We start from the raw sequence: 23,163 nt of genomic DNA on the forward strand, positions 1-23,163 counted from the left end.
CAAACAAGCGCAGTAGAGCCCAAAAATCTAGACCGTAGCTGCCATTAACCCTGTGCTGTACGGCTGTCTGCGTAACTCCACCAGGGTGGCAGCAATTCACGATACAGCCGCTGTCCATAGCGCACGTCCACCAGCAGAGCCCGACCGCTGTCATTGTCAGTGCGCACCACGCGCCCCAGTGCCTGGTCAACCTTCTGCATAGCGGGATATACATAGGCATACTCGAAACCCTGCCCGTAGGCGCGCTGATACCACTCGCGCAGCAGCTCACGCTCCCGGCCCACCTGTGGCATACCCACACCCACCACCGCGACCCCGGACAGCAGGTCGCCGGGAAGGTCGATACCCTCCGCGAAAACACCGCCGAGAATGCAGAATGCGGCGACGTTGTTGGATTCTGCGAGCGCGCTGAACAGACCATTGCGCGCCGTTTCGTCCATTTCGGAATACTGCTCCCAACAGAGGCGGCCGGCCAGCCCGCCGGTGTCTTTTAGCAGGCTCAGCGTGGCACGCAGGTAGTGATAGGAGGGAAAATAGACAATACAGTTACCAGCACATTCGCCCAGGAAACGGCTGATCCTGGCTGCCAGCTGCCCGGCGCTGGCTTCACGCTGTCGGTAGCGGGTATCGATGCCGGTCTCAACCTCCACCAGCAACTGCTGCGGCTGGAAGGGCGAGTGCAGGCGCCGGCACACGGCGGCACCGTCCAGGCCCAGGATCTGCCGCATCCACTCCCGCGGTGAAAGGGTGGCGGAAAAAACCACTACAGAATGCGCGCGTGCGTGACACTGCGCCAGCAGGCGCGAGGGATCGAGGCAATTCAGCGTCAGTTGCAGACCCTGGCTGCCATCGCCGCGGAGCAGTTCAAACCGGTACTCCTCGTCCCACTGCTCTGCCACCCGCAGCCACTGCAACAGGGCAAAGAAGAAATCCATCAGCGCGGGATTGGCGGGGGCGAACCGGGGGTCCTCCGCCATAGCCCCGACCACCGCCGCTATCACCTCGCCCATGGCCGTGAGCAGGTTCGCCGGCAGCGTGTCGCGAACATCGCTGTCGCTCTGTTCGGCCCACGGTTCTTTCTGTAGCGCAAGCAGCGCCCGATTGAGCCGTTGCAGCGTCTTCCTGACATCCCCGGTGGCAGAGCGTTTGACCTGCATCAGCGCCGCCTTGGCAAGGTGCGCGCTGTAAAGGGTGCGCGCTCGCTCTGGCAGGTTGTGTGCCTCGTCCTGCAGCACGGTCCAGCGCCGGCTTTCCTGCATCAGGCGCCCCAACAGGGGCTGCAGGCTGTACACGTAATGGACGTCCGCTACTACGATATCAACCCAGGGCAACAGATCGAAAGCCAGTTGGTAGGGGCACACACTGTGGGCGCGGGCGATGGACTCTATTTTCTCGCGGCCCAGCACGCCACCCTGCACGGCTGCAGTCATGGCGTCGCCGAGGCGATCATAGTAGCCCCGCGCATAGGGACAGTCGTCGCCGTGGCAGGCGCTGCCCGGCGACAGGCAGGCGCTCTCCTTTGCGGTCAGGCTGACACTGCAGGCGCGCAGACCGGCATCCGTCATCAGTTCCAGGGTCTGCTCCGCGGCCCGCCGCCCCACGGTGCGCGATGTTACGAAAGCCAGCGCATCGTGCTTGCCTGTCGCCATCGCCTTCAGTGCCGGGTACAGCACCGCAACAGTCTTGCCAATACCGGTGGGCGCTTCCAGCATCAGCTGGCCGCCCTGGTCGACGCACTTGTAGACCAGCTCGGCAATGTCACGCTGCCCGGGGCGAAACTCGCCGTGGGGAAAAGCCAGCTGCTGCAGGCTGGCGTTGCGTTGCTCCCGCAAAGCCGACAACAGCGACAACCACCGGGAAAATCGCTGCAGCGTATCCTGCAGGAACATCTGCAACTCCTCGCGCGTGTAACGCTGCGAGAGGGGGTGCTCCTGTTCGGTGTCGATATCCAGCCAGGTCAGGCGTACATCCAGCGCCGGCAGGTTTTCCTCCGCCGCGATGATCGCCGCATAGATCCGCGCCTGCGCCAGGTGCAGGCGGCTGACGGCAGGCGGGATGTTGGCGGGATCTCCGCGGCAGGTCTTGATTTCTTCCAGCAGCCCGGCCTCACGGTCATAGCCGTCGGCCCTGCCACGCAACAATAGGGCGTGATCGTCGCGCTGGAAGCGGTAGCTTACTGCGAACTCGCGCTGGTAGGAGGCACCGCGCCTGCGGTAGACGCGCTCATGGCCGGCCACCCCCTGCTCGGCGGTAGGCGCCGGGGTATAGCGGTGATCAATATCACCGCTGCGATGGCAGAAGGCCACCAGGTCACGGACACTGACCGCAAATTCAGTCATCGAGCCACTGCACCCGCGCCACCGCTGCCGGGATGTCCGCTGAGGCAAAAAACCGCAACCAGCGCTTCTGGCTCTCCTGTAGTGTGTCGCCGGGCCCTTTCACCTCGATCATCTGGTAATGCCCGGGCCGGGCGCCCAGCGCCAGCAGGTCAGGGAATCCGCGCCGGTTTTCCCGTGGATCAAACAGCATGCGCTGCCAGATAGCCAGCAGGTGTTCCCGGGGAATGACCCGGCTCGCTGCGGCCACCGTGTTCTCGTCCAACGCGTCCCAGTTGACCCAGCGGCACTGGTAACCGGCATAGGCGCGCCAGCAGCGCCTCAACTCGCTCTCCAGCGACACTGTGGACAACTCCGCGAGGCGATCATCCAGCAGCGCCGCCCTGGCAACACGAAACTGCTGCTCATACATATCAGTCGGGGCACTCTGGTACGGATTGTTGAAGGCGCCCGGCACCGGGGCAAATATCTGCTCCCAGAAGGCCAGGCCGAACAGCGCGTTCATCAACTGGTTCTCGACATACAGCACCTGGTCCCATTGCGCCTGCAAGGCACGGGCAGCGCTCCTTTCCACACGCCCGGAATCCGCTGGCAAGGCCATGTCGAACTGCTGGAAATCATCCCGGCGCCGTGGCTGGCGGGTACCGTGAAGCTTGCGCCGCACACGCGGCAGAATCCGCGCCGCGGCATCTCGCTCGTCCTCGCACCAGGGTTCCTCGGCAATTTGCTGGCACAGGGCCTCTGCCTGGACGAGATCGCCCCCCGCTTCCAGTAACCGGGCCCGACGTTCACGCGCCGGATGTCGCGCACTGCGGCAGTACAGGGCAATAGCGAGCTCGTTCTCGCCAAGACGCTCCAGCTGGCGGGCCACGCGGTTGTAGAGGCGATCCCGGCGCCGTTTTGCCACCGGCTCATCACACACGTCCTGCAACAGGGCTTCGGCCAGCGCACACATTGCTGGTACATCGTCCTGCTCCAGCGCCTGCTGCCAGGCATCCTCGGCGGCAGCGCATGCCAGGAAGGCATCGAGGGCTTCGCGGCGGGAAAACAGGCGCTGGTTCCGGTCCAGTTCGTAGGGATAGTACCGCGCAACCCCCAGGTCGCTGAGCACAAAGTCGGTTAGCCCCTGGTAGCGATTGCCGAAAAAAAGAAGCTGCAGCCGGTTCACGACGTCCGCTGCCGCCGGCGCGATTACACCTGCCCGGTCGGCTGAAGCCAGCACCTGCAGGTGTCTGCGCTCGTCATCCGCAAGCAGTCGCAGTGACTCCAGTACCAGGGCCTTTTCGCCCGGTGCCACGCCAAACAGTTGCACCAGCTCCGGCAGGGTGCACAAGCGCCCCAGTTCTTCCACCGACAGGGACTGCGCCTGCACGGCAAGCCCTGCATCCAGCAGTTCGCGCACCGCCGCAGCCAGGTCGCCCAGTTCCGGGTACTGCAGTTGCGCCACGCGAAACCAGGGACCCACACGGGAGATCAGGCGTACATAGAGGCACTGGGCGTCAAAACCCAGGCCCCTGTACGCCTCGTAGAAGGACAGCTCTTCGGCATTGAGAATATCAAGGTACTGGTCCTCGACCGCATCCAGCAGTTTGTGGAAGTTGTCCCTGTAATAATGCGGGGACAGCGCCGCGGGTTCGCGGTCCGGTGGCAGCAAGGCTCAGCGCGGCTCCAGCCTGATAAGCCGCGAGCGGTCAGCCAGCGCGTAAACCAGGCCGTCAGGGCCGATCTGGAGATCGCGAATGCGCATATTGAGGTTGCCCAGCAGCCGGGTCTCCTTGCCGGGCCTGCCCTGGTCATCCAGCTGCAATCGGTTGATCCGCGCCAGCCGCAGCCCGGAAACCAACAGCGAGGATTCCCACCCGGGGTAAACGTCACCCTGGTAGAAAGCGAGACCTCCCGTTCCCAGTGAAGGCGTGTAGTAGATCAACGGCTGCTCCATCCCGGATTTGTGGGTGCCCTCACCAATGGCACCGCCGCCGTATTCCTCTCCGTAGGTGATCACCGGCCAGCCGTAATTGGCGCCGGCCTTGAGGATATTTATTTCGTCACCGCCCTGTGGCCCGTGCTCGGACGTCCAGATTTCACGCGTACCCGGCCGGCGCGCCATGCCCTGTGGGTTGCGATGGCCGTAGGTAAAGATTTCGGGCAAGGCATCATCACGCCCCACAAACGGGTTGTCCGCCGGCACCCGGCCATCCTCGGTCAGTCGCAGCACCTTGCCGCTGTGTGTCAGCAGGCTCTGCGCCTGGTCGCGATTGCCACGGTCGCCAACCGTGATGTAAAGCAGGCCCTGGTCGAGCAGCAGGCGGGAACCAAAGTGCCGGCGCTCGGGGTAGGCAGGTGTGGCCGTGAACAGCACCTCGAGGTCCTCCAGTGCAGTGCCACGCAGTCGCGCTCGACTTACCCTCGTGGTAAATCCACCCTCAACTGCGATTGAGTAGCTCAGGTAGACCCACTGGTTGTTGCTGAAGTCGGGGTGTACCAGCACATCCAGCAGGCCGCCCTGACCTTCATCCGCCACCGCGGGTACACCGCTGATCTCGGTAGCAACCCAGGTATCCGGCGCGACCAGCTTCATGGTGCCGGGCTTCTCCGTGAGCAGCAGGCGGCCATCGGGAAGGAAGTCCATGCCCCAGGGCTCCTGCAGCCACTGCAGCAGGGTACGCACCCGGATTTCTGTTTTCTCGCCGGGCCCGCTGGCACTCGCGGCGTTTTCCAGCACCGGCTCAACCAGCGCGGGGCCGGGATCGGGGTTGGCGCACGACAGCAGTGCAATCAACGAAAAACCTGCTGCGGATAGGGCAAAAATTTTCAACGACGGGGGCATGCGGACTGTCCAGTGTTAATCATTTTCGGAGGCTTATGGTACGTCATTCTACGCTATCCGGTTTGCCTTGCCAGACCTTTGGGGCCACGGGGCGACACTGTACCGCGCCCGGAAATTAGGGCATGCTGCCTCTCTCGAGCACGATCACCCAGAGCCTTCAAGAAGCGGACAGTGAGCCACCCCAAGCAATCCATTACCGGCCTCCAGGCACTCGCGCCCATCCTGTTTCTCGTCGTATTACTGGCCTGTTCGGTCTACCTGTTTGGCGCAGATTCATCCTACGGCGCCAACCAGATAGCACTGATACTCGCCACCTGCGTGGCAGCGCTGGTGGGGCGGCGCTGCGGTGTGAGCTGGCGCGAAGCCCAGGAGGGCATCGTTCACGGCATCAGCCTCGGTCTGGGCCCGGTGCTGATTCTGCTGGCGGTGGGTATGTTGATCGGTACCTGGATCCTCTGCGGCACGGTGCCAACGATGATCTATTACGGCGTGAAGATCCTCGACCCCTCCCTGTTCTACGCCGCCAGTGCCGCCATCTGCGCGATCGTCGCGGTGAGTATAGGCAGCTCATGGACGGTTGCCGGAACCCTGGGCATCGGCCTGATGGGCATCGCCGGCAGTTTCGGCCTGTCCCCCGCCATAACGGCCGGCGCCATTATCTCGGGTGCCTACTTTGGCGACAAGCTCTCACCCATGTCAGATACCACCAACCTGGCGTCAGCCGTCACCGGCGTGGACCTGTTCGCGCACATTCGCCACATGCTGTGGACAACGGTGCCCAGCTTCACCCTCGCGCTGCTGCTGTTTGCCGTGCTGGGGTCCTCAGAGGGGGCCACGCCCGAGGAGATAACGTCTCTGCAGACCGCGCTGTCCGATCAGTTCAACATCGGCCTGCACCTGTTGCTGCCGCTATTATTGATGCTGACGCTGGTTTTCCTGCGCCTGCCCGCTTTCCCGGCAATCGTTGTCAGCGCGCTGGCTGGCGCTGTTTTCGCCTTGCTGTTCCAGCCGCAGCAGGTCGCGGTCCTGGCCGGGGAGACCGGCGATCTGTCCGCGCCCTTCGTGCAATTGAAGGGCGTGTGGACTGCGCTGTTCGCGGGTTTCAGTGCCGACAGCGGCAACATCTTCCTCGATGAACTGCTCAGCAAGGGCGGCATGGAGTCCATGCTCAACACCGTCTGGTTGATCATCAGTGCCCTGGGTTTTGGTGGCGTGCTCGAACGTACCGGCATCCTCGGTTACCTGCTGCAGGTTGCACTGCGCAGCGTGAACAGCGTGGGCTCACTGGTGACCACCACCGTGGTGACCTGCATCGGCACCAACGCGCTGGCGGCAGACCAGTTCATAGCCATTGCGATTCCAGGCCGCATGTACCGGCAGGCCTACCGCGAAAGGGGCCTGTCCGCGCTTAACCTGTCGCGCACGCTGGAGGACTCCGCCACGCTGACCTCGGCACTGATACCCTGGAACACCTGCGGCGCCTACATGTCGGCGACGCTGGGGATTGCCACCCTCAGCTATGCGCCGTACGCATTCTTTAACCTGCTCTGCCCCCTGGTAGCCATCGTCTATGGCTACTTCCATATCGCTCTCAAACCCGCATCCCATGACGCCGAGGGCGTCGCTGGAGTTGACGCATGACCACTGCCGACCTGCCCTGGGACTACCCACACCCCCATGTTGTGGAAGTCTGCGTGGCCGGGACAGATATGGATGGCCTGAACCACACCAACAATACGGTCTACATACAGTGGTGCGAGGAAGCAGCGTGGTCGCACTCTGCGGCACTGGGTCTTGATCTGGAGGCTTACCGGCAACTGGACAGGGCTATGGCCATCACCCACAGCGATTTCCATTACCTGGCAGCATCGCGGGAAGGGGATGAACTGGCCGTTGGCACCTGGATTGTCAGCTGGGACCGTCGACTTACCATGCTACGCCGGTTCCAGATATTGCGGCTGCGCGACGGCGCGACACTACTACGCGGCGGCATGCGCTTCGCGTGTATTGAACTGTCCAGCGGGCGGCCACGGCGCCTGCCGGCGGAGTTCCTGGCGGGTTATGCGCCGGCAGTGCTGGACATAGCAGACCAGGACATCATCGTTTAACTGCGCTCCCAGTCGAAGGCCAGCACCTCGCGAATATCGCCAACGCCGGTCACCAACATCAGCAGACGGTCCAGGCCCAGGGCGACCCCTGCACAGTCCGGCAGGCCGGCAGACAGGGCCGCCAACAGGGCCTCGTCGAGGGGGCGTTCCGTCATGCCATGCTCTCGCCTGCGGCGATTCTCTGCGCTAAATCGCTGCCGCTGCTCCGCGGGATCGGCCAGCTCCCAGTAACCGTTGGCCAGCTCCAGGCCGCGCACATAGACTTCAAAACGGTGGCCCACGGCGACGCCGTCAACCTGGCCAATACGCGCCAGGGCTGCCTGGCTGGGGGGATAATCGTAGACAAAGCACATGCCGCGGGCTGCCAGGCGCGGCTCCAGCAGATGGCTCATCAACAGGTCCAGCCAGAGATCGCGGTCACCTTTCAGTGCACCCACATCCAGGGTTTCACGGGCGCGGGCTTCCAGCGCCTGCAGTCCCGCAGTGAACGGGTCCAGCCCCAGCTCATCGATGAACAGCGCGCGATAGCTGCAGTACTCCACGGGCAGTTCCCCGAGGCACACAGACAACAGCTGGGCTACCTCGCGCATCAGGTCGTGGTGATCGAAACCCGGGCGGTACCATTCAAGGAGGGTGAACTCGGGATTGTGTCTTACTCCCGCCTCCCCGTCGCGAAAGGCCCTGGCGACCTGGAACACGGGGCCACTGCCCGCAGCCAGCAGGCGTTTCATCGCGTATTCAGGGGAAGTCTGCAGGTAGCGTGCTGCGCCCAGTGATTCTCCGCGCTCCACCACGAGGGGCTCTATCGAAGGATCGGTCACACCGGTGCTGCACAGCAGCGGTGTTTCTACTTCCAGCACACCCCGGCCGGCAAAGAATTCACGAATGCGCTGCAACAGGGCGGCGCGGGCACGCAGCGTGTCCAGCGTCGCCGCAGGCTTCCAGTCCATCGTGATATCAGGACTTGCTGGCGCGCCCCTGGTATTCGCCAGTGCGAGTATCCACGCGAATAATCTCGCCCTCGCTGAGGAACAGGGGCACTTTGACCACGGCTCCGGTGCTCAATTTGGCGGGCTTGCTGCCGCCCTGTGCCGTATCGCCCTTCAGCCCGGGGTCGGTTTCGACAATTTCCAGCTCAACAAAGTTGGGGGGCGCCACCGACAGCGGGGAGCCGTTGTACAGCGTGACCTCGCACTTTTCCTGCTCCTTGAGCCACAGGTGCGCGTCACCCACTGCCTTGGCATCAGCCTGGTACTGCTCAAACGTGTCCGGCTCCATAAAAAACCAGAACTCGCCATCGGTATAGAGGTACTCCATGGTGCGATCCATGACGTCAGCACCCTCGAGTGATTCGCCGGATTTGAAGGTGCGTTCCCAGACCCGGCCCGTATTCAGATTGCGCAATTTGACGCGATTGAAGGCCTGGCCCTTGCCGGGCTTTACAAACTCATTGTCGAGAATGCTGCAGGGTTCACCGTCCAGCATGACCTTGAGGCCTGCACGGAATTCGTTTGTGGAGTAGTTTGCCATGGATTTACCGTTTTACATGCGCTATTCAAAGAGGCGCTAATGATACCCCAGCGCGCCGGGCATTGGGAGATTCGCAGCATTCACGCTGGCAGCGATGAGAGCAAATAGGCTAATCTTCAGGGACCGATACCTGAATGCGACTGCGCACGAAGCTGGGCCACAATATGAATAACGATAAGCCCCTCAAACTGAAGATTCCGGCACAGACACTGGAACAATTCGACCACTTTCAACTGCATCGGGACGCGGCCCTGGAATGGGCACAGCAATTGCCCGTGGCCAACACGCCGGCCGTGGCCAGGCAATTGCTGTCGGCACTGATCGACCTCAATCACTGCAAACTGTCCCCGGAACTTCGCTATGAAATTCTGCAGGCGCTGTCGGGCAGCCTGCAGGTCACACTGACCAACCTGTCCAAGCGCTTCCTGCACCAGCCGCTGGTAATGCCACAGGAACCGCGGCAACTGGCGGAGTTAACCGACGACCTCTACACACAACTCACCACCGCCTACTCCATCGTCGCAGTGCAAATTGTCAGCGATCCCGACAGTGTGCATGAGAACAACCCCGCCCGCCTGCTCTGCGCATCACTGCAGGCTGGCCTGCTCTCGGCCGGGCGCAACATCCTGCTGGCATTCCAGCTCTACCGGCCGGTGGATCTGGGTGGCTGGCTCACCCTGCATCAGCTCTACTCACTGGCCGAGCGACAAGGGCTGGCCACCCTTGCGGTCACCGGAGAAGACGGGGCCCAGGTCACCATCACCGATACCTACCTGCCCACCCTGATACTGGGTTGCGCCAAGCCCAACCAGCTCCGGCAATCCGATATGGTGGCGGTACACACCGCCCTGGCCGAATGGAGCAACATGCTGGAAATTGGTGAGCAGGGAGCCGTGGACGGACTCTTCCTGGTCGATCTCGACAGTGATCAACCGCCACTCTACAGCGCACTGTATGGCAACCAGGAGGGCGGCCGTTGCCGGCAGATCAACACCGAGACCCTGGTCATCCAACTCAAACACCTGCGTGAACGCGATGACGCCCGCGGCAAGCCCGGCCTGAAATTGAAGTCCGGGGTATTCCTGCCTTCCAATATGCTCAGCCACCTCATCGATTGCCTCGGCAGCATGAGCATGCGCAATTTCGGACGTGTACCCAGTGAGGCGCCCCTGCTGCTCAGCGCCGGCCTGAGCGCGGCGCATTACCACACCGCCGGTGAAAAGGACTTCGAGCTGCTGCTACACGGTCAGGATTATGTACCGCCGGCAGAAGCGAGACTGGGCAATAACCCCTTTCTGCACGACGGCAAGACCGGCCAGGACCCGTGGCGCAAGGCCAATCCGGAGAAAGACTTCGTGCGCGAGGAAGCTGCCAACGAAGCCGAAGCCGAACTAAGCCATCGCGTAGAGCTCGATGAACAGAGCCTGCGGGCCATCAACGAAGACACCACGGCAGAACCCGCTGGACGCAATTATCCGGTACACAGGCTCTACACCATCAACGCCAGCCCCGGGGGCTACTGCCTCAGGTGGAGCGGCGACACCCCCGACAGCGTGCGCGCAGGCACCGTTGCCGCGATAAAGGAAGAACCTGGAGACGCATGGTCCATTGCGGTCATTCGCTGGGTCAGCCAGCTACAGAACTCGGACACACTGCTCGGACTGGAATTGCTCAGCCCGCAGGCGCTGGCCTATGGTGCGCTGATTCACAGCAAGAAAGGGCAGGTATCGGAGCCGCAGCGTGTGCTGCTGCTTCCGGAGATCAAGCTGGTGGGGCAACCCCACACCCTGATAACCCCGAGATCCGGCTTCCGAGAACGGCAGAAAATCACCTTGCTACGCCTCGGAGAAACCTTCTACATACAGCTCACCCGGCAGATCGCCGCAACCGCCGGTTACGCACAGTTCGATTTCCGCTATATCAAGCACCCTGACGAGGTCATGGCGGAGGACAAGAGCGGCCCGCTGGACGCGTCTTACGACTCGCTATGGAGCAATATCTAGGGCGGAATACACCCACCTTCCTGAGACCCGCGCCGAGGCTTGCACCGCGTATGCGGTAGTGTCTAACGCTGCTGGTAGCGGTCACTGAAGCCGAGCAGATAGAGAATGGCGTCCAGGCCCAGCGTAGAGATCGACTGCTCCGCAGACTGTTGCACCAGCGGCTTGGCGTGGAACGCGATGCCCAGCCCGGCAGTGCTGAGCATGGGCAGGTCATTGGCGCCGTCACCAACGGCTATCACCTGCTGCAGGTCGATCCCTTCCGATTCGGCGAGTTGGCGCAACAGCTGCGCCTTGCGCTCACCATCGACGATGGTACCACTGACGCGGCCCGTCACTTTACCGTCTTCGATGTCCAGTTCGTTGGCGTACACGTAATCCATGCCCAACCTGTCCTGCAGGTAGCTGGCAAAATAGGTAAAACCGCCGGAAAGAATCGCGGTCTTGTAGCCGAGGGTGCGCAGGGTGGAGATAAGGTGTTCGGCACCTTCGGTTATTTTCAGGCCCCGGGCGATTTCCGCCAGCACGCTTTCATCGAGGCCGCGAAGCAGTGCCAAACGTTCGCGAAAACTCGCCGCAAAGTCGATTTCCCCACGCATCGCACGCTCGGTAATGGCCGCTACCTGCTCACCCACGCCGGCTCGCGCAGCCAGCTCATCGATCACCTCCGCCTCTATCAGCGTCGAGTCCATGTCAAAGGCAACCAGCCGGCGATTGCGGCGGTACATGTTGTCCTGCTGGAAGGCCAGGTCGACCTCCAGTGCGCCGGCCACCTCCAGCAGGTCACGGCGAAACAGGGATGAGTCTTCCAGCGGACCGCGTACTGAAAACTCGACGCAGGCGCGCGACAACGCAGGCAGTTCACCCAGTGGAATCCGGCCCGAGAGTCGATTGATGCTGTCGATATTCAGCTGGTGCCGGGAAACCACCTGGGTCACCCGGGCGATCTGGTCTGCAGTGATCTTCCGCGCCAGCAGGGTGATGATGTAGCGCGCCCGCCCCTGTGACTCGACCCACTCGCCGTAACTGTCAGCCGACACCGGGGCAATACGCACGCGCATGCCCTGTTCCTGCGCGCAGCGTTGCACGGCATCGCTTACCTGTTGTGGTGCTACCTCTTCCGGCACCTCCGCCAGCACGCCCATGGACAGGGTCGCATGGATAACCGCCTGGCCGATGTCCAGGATATTGACGTCATGCGCGGCGAGAATTGCGGTAATACTCGCAGTGATACCGGGATGATCTTCCCCGGAGATGGTAATCAACAGGATCTGGCTCAAGAGGTTTCCAGTACTGGCCCAAAAGCCCGCTATTCTACCTGCAGGCCTATCCGGGAGGAAGCGAGCCCGGGGCAGAAAAAAGCCCGCAGTACCCGCGCCTGGTTTATACTGGGCGCCTGACTACCGTGACCCTGAAACCGTGCTCAATCGCCTCAAGAACGCCCCATTCAACCAGCAACTCGCCCTACTGGCGGCGGCACTTTGCCTGCTTGTCAGCCTGGCCCTGGTGATACTGGCGGCCATTTCCAGCAAGCACCTGCAGAGCGAGCAGCAAACCGAGTTCGGCAATGCCCTGGCGCACCAGATCGCCCGCCGGGTGAGCACAGCCCTGGAGACCGGCGACCTGTTGAGTATCACCGCATCGCTGCAACGCTTTGTCGAGACCTCCTCGGCAGTGGCCGTGGCGATGTTTGACGTGGAAGGAAAAGCCCTGGGCGAGGCCGGCGCAGCGCAGGGGCAGAACCTGAGCCGGTACCGCGCGCCTGTGCGCATCGAAGAGCATACAGCGGGGGAGATACTGGTCACCATCAATACTGATTCCGCCAGCGCCGCCCACCAGCGCTTCGTGCTAAGCCTGCTCGGCCTGGCCGTGTTACTCAGCCTGGCCGCGTACGGCGGCGGCTCACAGTTGGGCAAGCGGCTCAGCGCTCGCGTCGGCAGCCTGTCAAGACAACTGGCGCTGGAAGACAGCCCGTTGCCGGCTCCCGGTGGCAACGAATTCACCCTGCTGGAAAAACGCATCGCCGCCCTGCCCATGGATCTGCTGCGCACACGCAACGACACCGAGGCCCGGGATGAGAACTATCGCTCTACTGCGGTGCTTTTCCTGCAACTGGAAAGCCTGGCCAGCTATGTCGACACCCTCGACGACCAGTCATTGCATCGCTATACAGACCGCCTGCACCAGGTCGTTTACGCCGCCGCCGGTTTTTACGGCGGGGAACTGCATGTCAGTCGGCAATTCGCACTGACGGTCTATTTCAGCGGGCCGAACAACGCCGGCAGCGCCCCGTTTCGCGCGGCATCCTGCGCCTGGCTGGTAAAAGCGGTCGCCGCAGAGCTGGAGCAGAATATGGCCCTGTCCATGAAAATGGCACTGGCGATATCGCAAAGTGAACTGGGCATCGGTGACGCCCGCGACATCTACCCCGGCCTGTACATGCAGCACACCCTGGATGAACTGCAGGCCGTATGCGCCAGCAAGCCGCCCAAAATCCTGTTGTCTCCGGCGGTAATAGAGGACACAGACATCCAGGGGCGCCTGCAACTGCAGGCCACGGAAGTCATGGATTACGCCATGCTGGAAAGTTTCGCCGGGCCCTACCAGGACCTGCTGGAGCGGCAACTACAGCTGATACTCAAGCGCTTGATGGATCCGGCGCTCATCTGATCGTCAGGCTGCCATCCATGGCTGCCCGGGGTTCCGCCGCACCGGCGCGTTGGTGGCGCCAACTATCGCCAGCTCAGCCCTCAACGACCATGGCATCCACTTTCTGGAAACCACGGGGTAACTTGTTGCCGCGCCGGCCGCGCTCACCGCGGTAGTGCTCCAGGTCGGAGAACTTCAGCTTGTGGTGGCGCTTACCGGCGTAAACCACCAGGGTGTCGCTTTCCGTCAGTACCTGCACGGCGACCACGAACTCCTCCCGCGCCTGTACCCTGGCTCCGGGAATGCCGATGATCTTGTTGCCCTTACCCCGTGCCATCTGCGGCAGGTCGGCCAGCGGAAATACCAGCAGCCGGCCCTCATTGGAGACCGCCGCTACCCAGGCGGCGTCCGGCGCCGCAATCGCCGCCGGCTGCAGTACAGCAGCGCCCTTGGGTAACTTCAGCGCCGCCTTGCCCGCCTTATTCTTGGTCTGCAGGTCCCCGAGCCTGGCCACGAAGCCATAGCCCGCATCAGAGGCCAGCAGGTAGAGGTCACCCTCGGCACCCATCATCAAACCTTCGAAAGTCGCGCCGGAAGGCGGATTAATGCGCCCGGTGACCGGCTCGCCCTGGCCCCGGGCCGATGGCAGGTTATGCGATGCGACGGTGTAGGCGCGCCCGGTGGAATCGAGAATCACCGTGGGCTGGTTGCTGCGCCCGCGTGCCGACATCTTGTAGCCGTCACCCGATTTGTAGCTGAGGCTTTGCGGGTCTATATCGTGGCCCTTGGCGGCCCGTATCCAGCCTTTCTCCGACATCACCACGGTAATAGGATCAGCGCTCATCAGCTCCAACTCACTGAATGCACGGGCCTCACCGCGCTCGACCAGCGGGGAGCGACGCTCATCACCGTACTGCTCGGCCACCGCCAGCAGTTCTTTTTTGATCAGGGTCTTGAGTCGGGCGGCACTGCCGAGAATTTTCTGCAGCTGGTCCCGCTCCACTTCGAGGTCGTCCTGCTCGCCGCGGATTTTCATCTCCTCGAGCTTGGCCAGGTTGCGCAACTTCAATTCCAGTATGGCCTCGGCCTGGACGTCAGAGATACCGAAGCGCTGCATCAGCGCGGGCTTGGGTTTATCCTCGGTGCGGATGATGTGGATCACTTCATCGATATTGAGATAGGCGATCAGGTAGCCTTCCAGGATGTGGATACGGCGCAGCACCTTGTCCAGCCGGTACTCGAGGCGCCGGCGCACGGTTTCCGTCCTGAACTTCAGCCACTCCCGGAGGATGCGATCCAGACCCTTGACGCCAGGACGCCCGTCGATGCCAATCATGTTGAGATTGACCCGGTAACTGCGCTCCAGATCGGTGGTGGCAAACAGGTGGTTCATCAGCGCCTCGACATCCACCCGGTTCGACCGCGGCACGATCACCAGCCGCGTCGGGTTTTCATGGTCTGACTCGTCACGCAGGTCCGCGACCATCGGCAGTTTCCTGGCCTGCATCTGCTGGGCTATCTGCTCCAGCACCCGCGACCCTCCTACCTGGTGGGGCAGCGCGTTAATGATGATATCAGTGCCCTCCCGTTCCCAGACCGCTCGCATTTTCAGCGCGCCACGGCCACTTTCATACAGGGCATGGATTTCATCACGGGGCGTGATGATTTCCGCGTCGGTGGGGAAGTCAGGTGCCTGCACGTGCTCACACAGCTCAGCCACAGTCGCCTTCGGTGACTCCAGCAGGTGCACGGTCGCGGAGATGACCTCACGCAGGTTGTGCGGCGGTACATCTGTTGCCATACCCACCGCGATACCCGTGGTCCCGTTGAGCAACACGTTGGGCACCTGGGCGGGCAAGACCGATGGCTCGTCCAGCGTACCGTCGAAGTTGGGCACCCAGTCCACCGTGCCCTGGCCGAGTTCGCCCAGCAGCACGTCGGCATAGGCTGTCAAGCGCGATTCGGTATAGCGCATTGCGGCAAATGATTTAGGGTCATCGGGTGAGCCCCAGTTGCCCTGCCCGTCCACCAGCGGGTAACGGTAGCTGAAATCCTGTGCCATCAGCACCATTGCCTCATAGGCTGCACTGTCGCCATGAGGGTGGAACTTACCGATGACATCGCCAACGGTACGCGCGGACTTCTTGAACTTGGCCGAAGCCTTGAGACCAAGCTCACTCATGGCGTAGACAATACGCCTCTGCACCGGCTTGAGGCCATCACCCACGTGCGGCAGCGCACGGTCCAGGATGACGTACATGGAATAGTCCAGGTAGGCCTTTTCCGTATATTGTTTCATCGACACCTGCTCGATGCCGTCTTCGTCGATTTCCACTATGTCTGACATGTTTTTCCCGTCACGATGCGATATCGCTCAGCAGCTCGCCGCTAGCATGGCAAACACTGCCGGGCAGTACTTTGGATTCAGATGGCTGACTATCCGCGCAGACCGACCAACTGCTCATTCAGGTTGACGATAGAGTTCGCCATATCGATCAGCAGGCTATGGATGGTAGCCGGATTATTCTTGATAAGCTCGGTAAACTGCTCCTTGGGAACCTTCACCACGGAGCAGGTGGTTTTGGCACGTACCGTGGCGCTGCGGTCTGCCTGCGTGAGCGCAGCCATGGCGCCGAATATTTCTCCCTCACCGACCCGTCCTACGACAACATTATCGACAAGCACCTCGGCCGCCCCGGACGACATATTGAAGACATAGTCCGCCCTCTCGCCCTGTCGAATAATAATGTCACCGGGCTCGTAAATCTCGAAACCGGGCGTCGCACCGGCTTCCTCCCGGGCGTTAGCAGCGGTAATGCGCAGCATCAAGCCGGCATAAGTCACCAGCAGGCGCGTCCACAGCTTGGTGGCAGACTGGTCGGCGAATACCCGGCGCATGAACTCCAGCGCAGGGTAACTGCCGAGCATTGCCCCGGCGTCGCTGCCATAAAACACCGCAATGCTGTCGTCACCGGTGCCGGCAATGTCGGGCAGCAGGATGTCCCCTTCATCAAGGATATACACATCCTTGCCCTGGTATTTTGCAGTCAGGGCGCCGCGCTCTATCACGTAGAACTGATTGCCATCGAAACCGCGGAAATTCCCGTCTGTGGTCACCGCCACTTCCACAGGAATAGCAGGCATGTTCACCACGTCAACCAGTGCGCTTATCAGCTTCTTGTATTGCTGGCCGAGAACGCTGAAGTCCTGGCCCAACTCAACTGTGGCGAGCATTGTATTGCCTCTCTGAGTCGGCAGCCTTCCCGCTTGGCCAACCTATTCTTATAACCGCCAGGCATCCACCCTGTTCTCGCGGCGAGCAGGCGCCTATAGTACCAACTTCCCCGCGCGGGGAGGAAGTATCAAGCAGCTAAAAAGAGGAAGGTAAGCAGTGCGATCACAATGGCTGACGACAGATTTTGACGGCATGAGCAGCTATCAGCTTTACGCGGCACTGCGCCTGCGGCAGGAAGTGTTCGCCGTGGAACAGAACAGCATCTATGTGGATACCGACGGACTCGATCTGCAAGCGATACACATGTTGTACTTTGAAAACGAGGAACTGCTCGCCTACCAGCGCTGCCTGCCGCCGGGCCTGCAGGAGAAAGAGAGCACACTGGGTCGTATCGTCGTCGATCCCCGCGCTCGCGGCCGCGACCTTGGACGCGAACTCGTGCGTCGCGGTATTGCCCATAACCTGCAGCGGTGGCAGTCGAGCGACATCCGCATTCATGCCCAGGCCCATCTTGAGCGCTTTTACGAGGAGCTGGGCTTTGCCACCGAGGGCGACGTTTACGACCTGGATGGCATCCCCCACCTGGAGATGGTGCTGGCAAACCCGAAAAGTGCGCCAGTCAACCCGAAAGTCATGGACTAGTGCCGCAACAGCAGGCTGGTAGTCGTTTCACATGAGGCAAAAACTGCAAGCAAAGGGCCGGCTGTTGCGGCTAAACCTCCAGCATAAAGGTGACCGGACCGTCGTTGCACAGACAGACCTGCATGTCCGCCCCGAATCGCCCGGCGGCAACAGCGGGATGGCGTTCGCGTAAACTGGCCAGCATGTCGTCGTACAGCCGCTCGGCGTCTGCGGGGGGCATCGTCGATGAGAAACTGGGGCGCAGGCCCTTGCGGGTGTCCGCTGAGAGCGTGAACTGCGATACCAGCAGCACACCACCACCGATATCAGCGACCGAACAATTCATGCGTCCGCGGTCATCGGCAAACACGCGATAAGCCAGCAGCTTGTCCAGCATGCGCTCTGCGCTGGCCTGGTCGTCGCCCTTGTCCAGGCCCAGCAATACCAGCAATCCACGCTCAATTTCCCCTGTAACCTCGCCATCGACTTGCACACGGGCAAACGTGACGCGCTGGATAAGGGCTTTCATGATGACGTGAACTCAGACACGTCCGGCGCGACGGCGCTCGTGCTCCTGCAGCAGTTTCTTGCGCAGGCGAATGCTCTCGGGCGTTACTTCCACCAGCTCGTCATCCTCGATAAACTCCAGCGCCTGCTCCAGCGTATGGCGCACAGGAGGCGTCAGGGTCAGGGCCTCATCCGTGCCCGAGGCGCGCACATTGGTGAGCTGCTTGGCCTTGGTGGGGTTAACTGTCAGGTCATTGTTGCGGCTGTGCAGGCCTATAATCTGGCCCTCATACACTTCCACATTCGGGTCGACAAACAGGCGACCGCGATCCTGCAGGTTAAACAGGCCGTAGGCCAGGGTCTTGCCCTTGACCATGGATACCAGCACACCGTTCTGGCGGTGAATGATTTCTGCGTTTTTCACCGGGCCGTAGTGGTCGAACACATGCGTCATGATACCGCTGCCCGAGGTCATGGTAAGAAACTGGGAACGGAAACCGATAAGCCCGCGGGCGGGGATAATGAACTCCAGGCGCACCCGGCCCTTGCCGTCCGGGACCATGTTTTCCAGCTCTGCGCGGCGCAGGCCGAGCTCTTCCATCAACGAGCCCTGGTGGGCATCCTCACAATCGATAACAAGCTGCTCGTAGGGCTCCTGCAGCTGGCCGTCGATTTCTTTCTGGATAACTTCAGGCCGCGAGACACCCATTTCAAAGCCTTCCCGGCGCATGGATTCGATGAGCACCGACAGGTGCAGCTCACCACGTCCGGAAACCTTGAACTTGTCCGGGCTGTCACCCTGCTCCACACGCAACGCAACATTGTGGATCAGCTCGCGCTCCAGCCGCTCCTTGATATTCCTCGATGTCACATATTTGCCTTCCTTGCCGGCAAAGGGTGAGTCATTCACCTGGAAGGTCATGCTGACCGTGGGTTCATCGACTGACAGTGCAGGCAGGGCCTCGACATGCCCGGGCTCACAAAGGGTATCGGAAATATTGAGGCCGTCGATGCCAGTGATACAGACGATGTCACCCGCCTCGGCGCTGTCCACGTCCACCCGCTCCAGCCCCAGGTAGCCCATGACCTGCAACACTTTGCCATTGCGGGTTTCACCGTCACGGTCGATTACCGTGACCTGGGTGTTCGGCAGCAATTTGCCGCGGGAGATGCGGCCGACGCCAATGACGCCCACATAACTGGAGTAGTCGAGGGCGCTGATTTGTAACTGCAAGGGCCCGTCACTGTTGACCTGTGGGGCCGGCACTTTCTCGACGATCGTCTTGAACAGGGGCTCCATGTCGGACGCCAGGTCTTCGTGGTCGAGGCCGGCGACCCCCTCAATAGCAGAGGCGAAAATCACCGGGAAATCCAGCTGCTCCTCGGTGGCACCGAGGCGATCGAAGAGATCGAAAACCTGGTCGACCACCCAATCGGGGCGGGCGCCGGGACGATCCACCTTGTTGACCACAACAATCGGGTTCAGGCCCTGCTCGAAAGCCTTGGAGGTGACGAACCGGGTCTGCGGCATGGGGCCGTCCACGGCATCGACCAACAGCAGCACCGAATCCACCATCGACAACACCCTCTCCACTTCGCCGCCGAAGTCGGCGTGCCCGGGGGTATCAACAATATTGATGCGGTAGTCCTGCCACTTGATAGCGGTGTTCTTGGCGAGAATGGTAATACCGCGTTCACGCTCCTGGTCATTGGAGTCCATGACGCGCTCGGCGCCCTCGTTGCGCCGATCCAGGGTACCTGACTGTTGCAGCAGGCAGTCGACCAGGGTGGTCTTGCCGTGGTCAACATGGGCGATGATGGCGATATTGCGCAATTTTTCGATCAAGGGGATACCTGCGTAGAATCATGTAGGAACGGTCACAGCCGCGATCTGGGTCGGGAAGGGAACCGGCCAAATCGCGGCTAAAGCCGCTCCTACAGGCCGGAGCTTCCAAAAAGGCGCCGGATTATACACTACCCCTACCGCCTGGAAACGGTAGTATTACGGGGCATAGACCTTGATTCGCTCGCATCCCGATTCCACCAGGTAGCTGGCATGCAACCGGCTCATGACGCCTTTGCCGCAAAACAGCATGTAAGTCGTGTCGGGATCGAGTTGCGCTGCCTTGTTGTGCAGCTGGTAGAAAGGAATCTTCTCTACCGGCACCTGCAGCCTGAGCGGTGCCAGCTCCTCTTCATCGGGGTGGCGGATATCAATAATCACGCTGCCCGCAAGCGGCACGGAGAGCACCTCCACCTCTGACCGCGCCAGATCCTCATCCGCCAGTCGATCGATGCGGGTCTTTTTCGCAGCCTCCACTGCGCGATCCAGAATAGCCGCATCGAAACGCTGCTCTTCCAGGCGTACGCGATCCAGGCGCGCCCGGGTGGCGGGGTTGACGGAGATGACACCACAGTACTCCGGCATCTCGGCGGCAAACTCCCCGGTGCCGATGGTGTTGGCCAGGCGCACGATGTCTTCCTTGTCGGACGTGATCAACGGGCGCAGCACCAGCTTGTCACTGACCTCGTCAATGACTGACAGGTTGCGCAGCGTCTGGCTGCTGACCTGCGCCACGGCTTCGCCAGTAACCAGCGCCTCAATCTCCAGCTCGCTGGCAAGCCGGTTGGCCACTCGCAGCATCATGCGCTTTAGCACAACCCCCATATAACTGTCCTGGACCTCGGCCAGCAGAGTCGCCACGACCTCTTCGAAGGGCACACTGATGAACAACACCCGCTGCTCGCAGCCGTACTTCTGCCAGAGATAGAGCGCCACTTCCTTGACGGCCACCTCATGATCCCTGCCACCGAGATTGAAAAACAGGAAGTGCGTGCGCATACCCCGCTTCATGGTCAGGTAGCTGGCAACAGGAGAATCAAAACCGCCGGAAATCAGTGCCAGGACCGGGTCCGTGCTGGCCACTGGATAGCCGCCAATGCCCCGGTGACGCCGGCCGATGACATAGAGCGTTTTCCTGCTGATCTCCATTTCTACCAGCACATCCGGGGCTTTCAGGTTGACCCCCGCGGCAGCGCTTCGCGCCAGCAGCGCGGCACCGACCTCACGCTCCACGTCCATCGAGGTGAAGGGGTGGGAACCGTTACGCTTGCAACGCACGGCAAAGGTCCTGCCTGCCAGCCTTGGCGCATACACCGGTAACACGGCATCGGCGATATGCTCGAGATCGGGAAGCGACTCCTCGAAAACCTCCAGGATATAGGTAATACCCGCTATGTGGCGCATGGCCTCCACCAGTCGCGCCAGCTGCTCGTCACCTTCCAGCTGCGTGTCTACCAGCACCTTGTCCCAGCCGCGGCGAACCGCGATATCCGGGTCGACCTGCCTGAGCACCGCCTTCATGTTGTCCAGCAACTGGGTCACAAAGCGCCTGCGCACGGGCTTGCTCTTGACCGTGATCTCAGGGAAAAACTTGACAACAAATTTCATTGGGGGGATAACGCAACGGCATTCCGAGGCGCGTATTATACGAAGATCACCACCGCGAAGTGCAGGCAGGGCGTTCGGGAAAATTCACCCCTGGGCGCACCAAAATGGCTCACTCTCGCACCATAATGGCGCAATTGCATATATCCGAGCGCTTGAGGGCAGCCTAAACCCATAGAAAACAGTGAGTTAGCGTGAGCACCTTTTTGGCACAGCTTTTGCTATTTTGAAACTGCCTAACGATATGGGCGACGGTAGTAACCGCTTCCCCAATTAAAGCACGCAGGCCGGCCCGCTGGCCCTATTAAATCCCGATGGAGGAATATCGATGTCAGAGCAAACTCTGAACCTGATCAAGGAAAACGAAGCGAACTGGGTGGACCTGCGCTTCACCGACACCCGCGGCAAAGAGCAGCACGTCACCATCCCGTCCAAGGAAGTGGACGAAGACTTCTTCGAAGACGGCAAGATGTTCGATGGCTCATCCATCGCCGGTTGGAAGGGCATTAACGAATCCGACATGATCCTGATGCCGGATGACAACACCTCCCTGATGGACCCGTTCACCGACGACGCCACCGTCATCCTGCGCTGTAACGTGGTTGAGCCTTCCACCATGCAGGGCTACGACCGTGACCCACGCTCCGTCGCCCAGCGCGCCGAGGAATACCTGAAGTCCACCGGCATCGGCGACACCGCCTTTTTCGGCCCTGAACCCGAATTCTTCGTTTTCGATGACATCAAGTGGCACGTGGACATGTCCGGCGCAAGCTACCAGATTCACTCCGAAGAAGCGGCCTGGGTTTCCAATCACCAGTTTGAAGAAGGCAACATCGGGCACCGTCCGGGCGTCAAGGGCGGCTACTTCCCGGTTCCCCCGGTCGACTCACTGCATGACATCCGCGCCGCCATGTGTACCGCCATGGAGCAGATGGGCCTTGACGTAGAAGTACATCACCACGAAGTGGGCACCGCCGGCCAGTGTGAGATCGGCATCCGCTTCAGCACTCTGGTGAAGAAGGGTGATGAAGTGCAGGTATTGAAGTACTGCGTGCACAATGTGGCGCACGCCTACGGCAAGACCGCAACGTTCATGCCCAAGCCTGTCGTGGGTGACAACGGTTCCGGCATGCACGTGCACCAGTCCATCTCCAAGGACGGCGAAAACGTGTTCGCTGGCGACGGCTACGCCGGACTGTCTGAAACTGCCCTGTACTACATTGGCGGTATCATCAAGCACGCTCGCGCCCTGAACGCCTTCACCAACGCCTCCACCAACTCGTACAAGCGCCTGGTGCCGGGCTTCGAAGCCCCGGTCATGCTGGCCTACTCAGCCCGCAACCGCTCTGCCTCGATTCGTATCCCCTACGAACCGAGCCCCAAAGGCAAGCGCGTGGAAGTTCGCTTCCCCGACCCGACCGCCAACCCTTACCTGGCGTTTGCAGCCATGTTGATGGCTGGCCTGGACGGCATCCAGAACAAGATCCACCCCGGCGATGCCGCGGACAAGGACCTGTACGACCTGCCGCCTGAAGAAGGCAAGGCCATCCCCACCGTGGCGGCCACCTTCGACCAGGCACTGGCGGCGCTGGACGCAGACCGCGAATTCCTGACCGCCGGCGGCGTCTTCTCCGACGATATGATCGATGCCTATATCGATCTGAAATCCGGCGAGATCGAGCGCCTGAATATGACAACTCACCCGGTTGAGTTCGACATGTACTACTCTGTTTAAGACTCTGCACGCTCGAAAGGCCCGCCGTGAGGAGACTGTGTGAAAACACCTCCGGGGTCTGACAAAATACCCGTATCGCAAGATACGGGTATTTTTTTATGCGCCATCTGGATGGAGAGTCTCGAGAACAGGGCAGTTTGCTGCCTGACACCCTGGATGACTACGTC

Annotated in this window: 17 protein-coding genes; 6 read left to right on the forward strand and 11 right to left on the reverse strand. The window is 61.3% G+C overall.

The genetic code is table 11. From position 1 onward, the window contains the following. Nucleotides 1-44: 44 nt before the first annotated feature. From F0M18_RS15575 to F0M18_RS15585, 3 genes are read right to left on the reverse strand one after another with little or no spacing between them, the layout of a single operon-like run. Nucleotides 45-2,339: an ATP-dependent DNA helicase gene (locus F0M18_RS15575; RefSeq protein ID WP_149612373.1), complete on the reverse strand. Its 2,295-nt coding sequence runs from the start codon at nt 2,337-2,339 to the stop codon at nt 45-47. Beyond that, the gene (locus F0M18_RS15580; RefSeq protein ID WP_149612374.1) at nt 2,332-3,990 is read right to left on the reverse strand and encodes a VRR-NUC domain-containing protein; all 1,659 of its coding nucleotides are present in this window, start codon (nt 3,988-3,990) and stop codon (nt 2,332-2,334) included. The genes F0M18_RS15575 and F0M18_RS15580 overlap by 8 nt, the downstream gene beginning before the upstream one ends. Nucleotides 3,991-3,993: 3 nt before the next feature. Beyond that, nucleotides 3,994-5,115: a PQQ-dependent sugar dehydrogenase gene (locus tag F0M18_RS15585; protein ID WP_223177992.1), complete on the reverse strand. Its 1,122-nt coding sequence runs from the start codon at nt 5,113-5,115 to the stop codon at nt 3,994-3,996. A gap of 219 nt (nt 5,116-5,334) precedes the next feature. Here F0M18_RS15585 and nhaC point away from each other — a divergent pair, with 219 nt between their 5' ends. Both nhaC and F0M18_RS15595 read left to right on the forward strand, forming a co-directional pair. After that, nucleotides 5,335-6,804 (forward strand): Na+/H+ antiporter NhaC, encoded by a 1,470-nt coding sequence (gene nhaC / locus F0M18_RS15590; RefSeq protein ID WP_149612376.1) that lies wholly within the window; start codon nt 5,335-5,337, stop codon nt 6,802-6,804. After that, on the forward strand, nt 6,801-7,271 hold the full coding sequence (locus F0M18_RS15595) for an acyl-CoA thioesterase (RefSeq protein WP_149612377.1): 471 nt from the start codon (nt 6,801-6,803) through the stop codon (nt 7,269-7,271). The genes nhaC and F0M18_RS15595 overlap by 4 nt, the downstream gene beginning before the upstream one ends. On the opposite strand, the gene epmA is transcribed toward F0M18_RS15595, so the two are convergent. Together epmA and efp are read right to left on the reverse strand one after the other, a co-directional pair. Next, complete coding sequence (gene epmA / locus F0M18_RS15600) at nt 7,268-8,221, reverse strand: EF-P lysine aminoacylase EpmA (RefSeq protein ID WP_149612378.1); 954 nt, start codon at nt 8,219-8,221, stop codon at nt 7,268-7,270. The genes F0M18_RS15595 and epmA overlap by 4 nt on opposite strands. Before the next feature lie 7 nt (nt 8,222-8,228). Further along, nucleotides 8,229-8,801 (reverse strand): elongation factor P, encoded by a 573-nt coding sequence (gene efp / locus F0M18_RS15605; RefSeq protein WP_149612379.1) that lies wholly within the window; start codon nt 8,799-8,801, stop codon nt 8,229-8,231. Nucleotides 8,802-8,935: 134 nt separating this feature from the next. Here efp and F0M18_RS15610 point away from each other — a divergent pair, with 134 nt between their 5' ends. Next, the gene (locus F0M18_RS15610; protein ID WP_149612380.1) at nt 8,936-10,804 is read left to right on the forward strand and encodes a hypothetical protein; all 1,869 of its coding nucleotides are present in this window, start codon (nt 8,936-8,938) and stop codon (nt 10,802-10,804) included. Between the two features lie 62 nt (nt 10,805-10,866). Here F0M18_RS15610 and serB read toward each other — a convergent pair whose 3' ends face one another. Beyond that, nucleotides 10,867-12,081, reverse strand: a complete 1,215-nt coding sequence (gene serB / locus F0M18_RS15615) for a phosphoserine phosphatase SerB (protein WP_149612381.1) — start codon at nt 12,079-12,081, stop codon at nt 10,867-10,869. 139 nt (nt 12,082-12,220) lie between these two features. Here serB and F0M18_RS15620 point away from each other — a divergent pair, with 139 nt between their 5' ends. Further along, a complete protein-coding gene (locus F0M18_RS15620; protein WP_149612382.1) occupies nt 12,221-13,471 on the forward strand; it encodes a hypothetical protein in 1,251 nt (416 codons plus the stop codon). A 73-nt stretch (nt 13,472-13,544) separates the two neighbouring features. Here the strand turns inward: F0M18_RS15620 and parC are convergent, their stop codons facing one another. Together parC and F0M18_RS15630 are read right to left on the reverse strand one after the other, a co-directional pair. After that, entirely contained in the window at nt 13,545-15,797 is a 2,253-nt protein-coding gene (gene parC / locus F0M18_RS15625; RefSeq protein WP_149612383.1) for a DNA topoisomerase IV subunit A, read from the reverse strand. 89 nt (nt 15,798-15,886) lie between these two features. Continuing rightward, nucleotides 15,887-16,684: a Crp/Fnr family transcriptional regulator gene (locus F0M18_RS15630; protein WP_149612384.1), complete on the reverse strand. Its 798-nt coding sequence runs from the start codon at nt 16,682-16,684 to the stop codon at nt 15,887-15,889. A 157-nt stretch (nt 16,685-16,841) separates the two neighbouring features. On the opposite strand from F0M18_RS15630, the gene F0M18_RS15635 reads away from it, so the two are divergent. Then, a complete protein-coding gene (locus tag F0M18_RS15635) occupies nt 16,842-17,327 on the forward strand; it encodes a GNAT family N-acetyltransferase (RefSeq protein ID WP_262500969.1) in 486 nt (161 codons plus the stop codon). Nucleotides 17,328-17,397: 70 nt separating this feature from the next. Here the strand turns inward: F0M18_RS15635 and dtd are convergent, their stop codons facing one another. From dtd to thiI, 3 genes are all read right to left on the reverse strand, one after another. Next, entirely contained in the window at nt 17,398-17,835 is a 438-nt protein-coding gene (dtd, locus tag F0M18_RS15640) for a D-aminoacyl-tRNA deacylase (protein WP_149612385.1), read from the reverse strand. 12 nt (nt 17,836-17,847) lie between these two features. Next, nucleotides 17,848-19,659, reverse strand: a complete 1,812-nt coding sequence (gene typA / locus F0M18_RS15645; protein WP_149612386.1) for a translational GTPase TypA — start codon at nt 19,657-19,659, stop codon at nt 17,848-17,850. 156 nt (nt 19,660-19,815) lie between these two features. Further along, nucleotides 19,816-21,264: a tRNA uracil 4-sulfurtransferase ThiI gene (gene thiI / locus F0M18_RS15650; protein ID WP_149612387.1), complete on the reverse strand. Its 1,449-nt coding sequence runs from the start codon at nt 21,262-21,264 to the stop codon at nt 19,816-19,818. 325 nt (nt 21,265-21,589) lie between these two features. Between thiI and glnA the strand changes: the two genes are divergently transcribed. Continuing rightward, a complete protein-coding gene (gene glnA, locus F0M18_RS15655; protein WP_149612388.1) occupies nt 21,590-22,996 on the forward strand; it encodes a glutamate--ammonia ligase in 1,407 nt (468 codons plus the stop codon). Nucleotides 22,997-23,163: the final 167 nt, after the last annotated feature.

It is taken from the genome of Pseudohalioglobus sediminis (genome assembly GCF_008370495.1).
Taxonomy (GTDB): Bacteria; Pseudomonadota; Gammaproteobacteria; order Pseudomonadales; family Halieaceae; genus Halioglobus.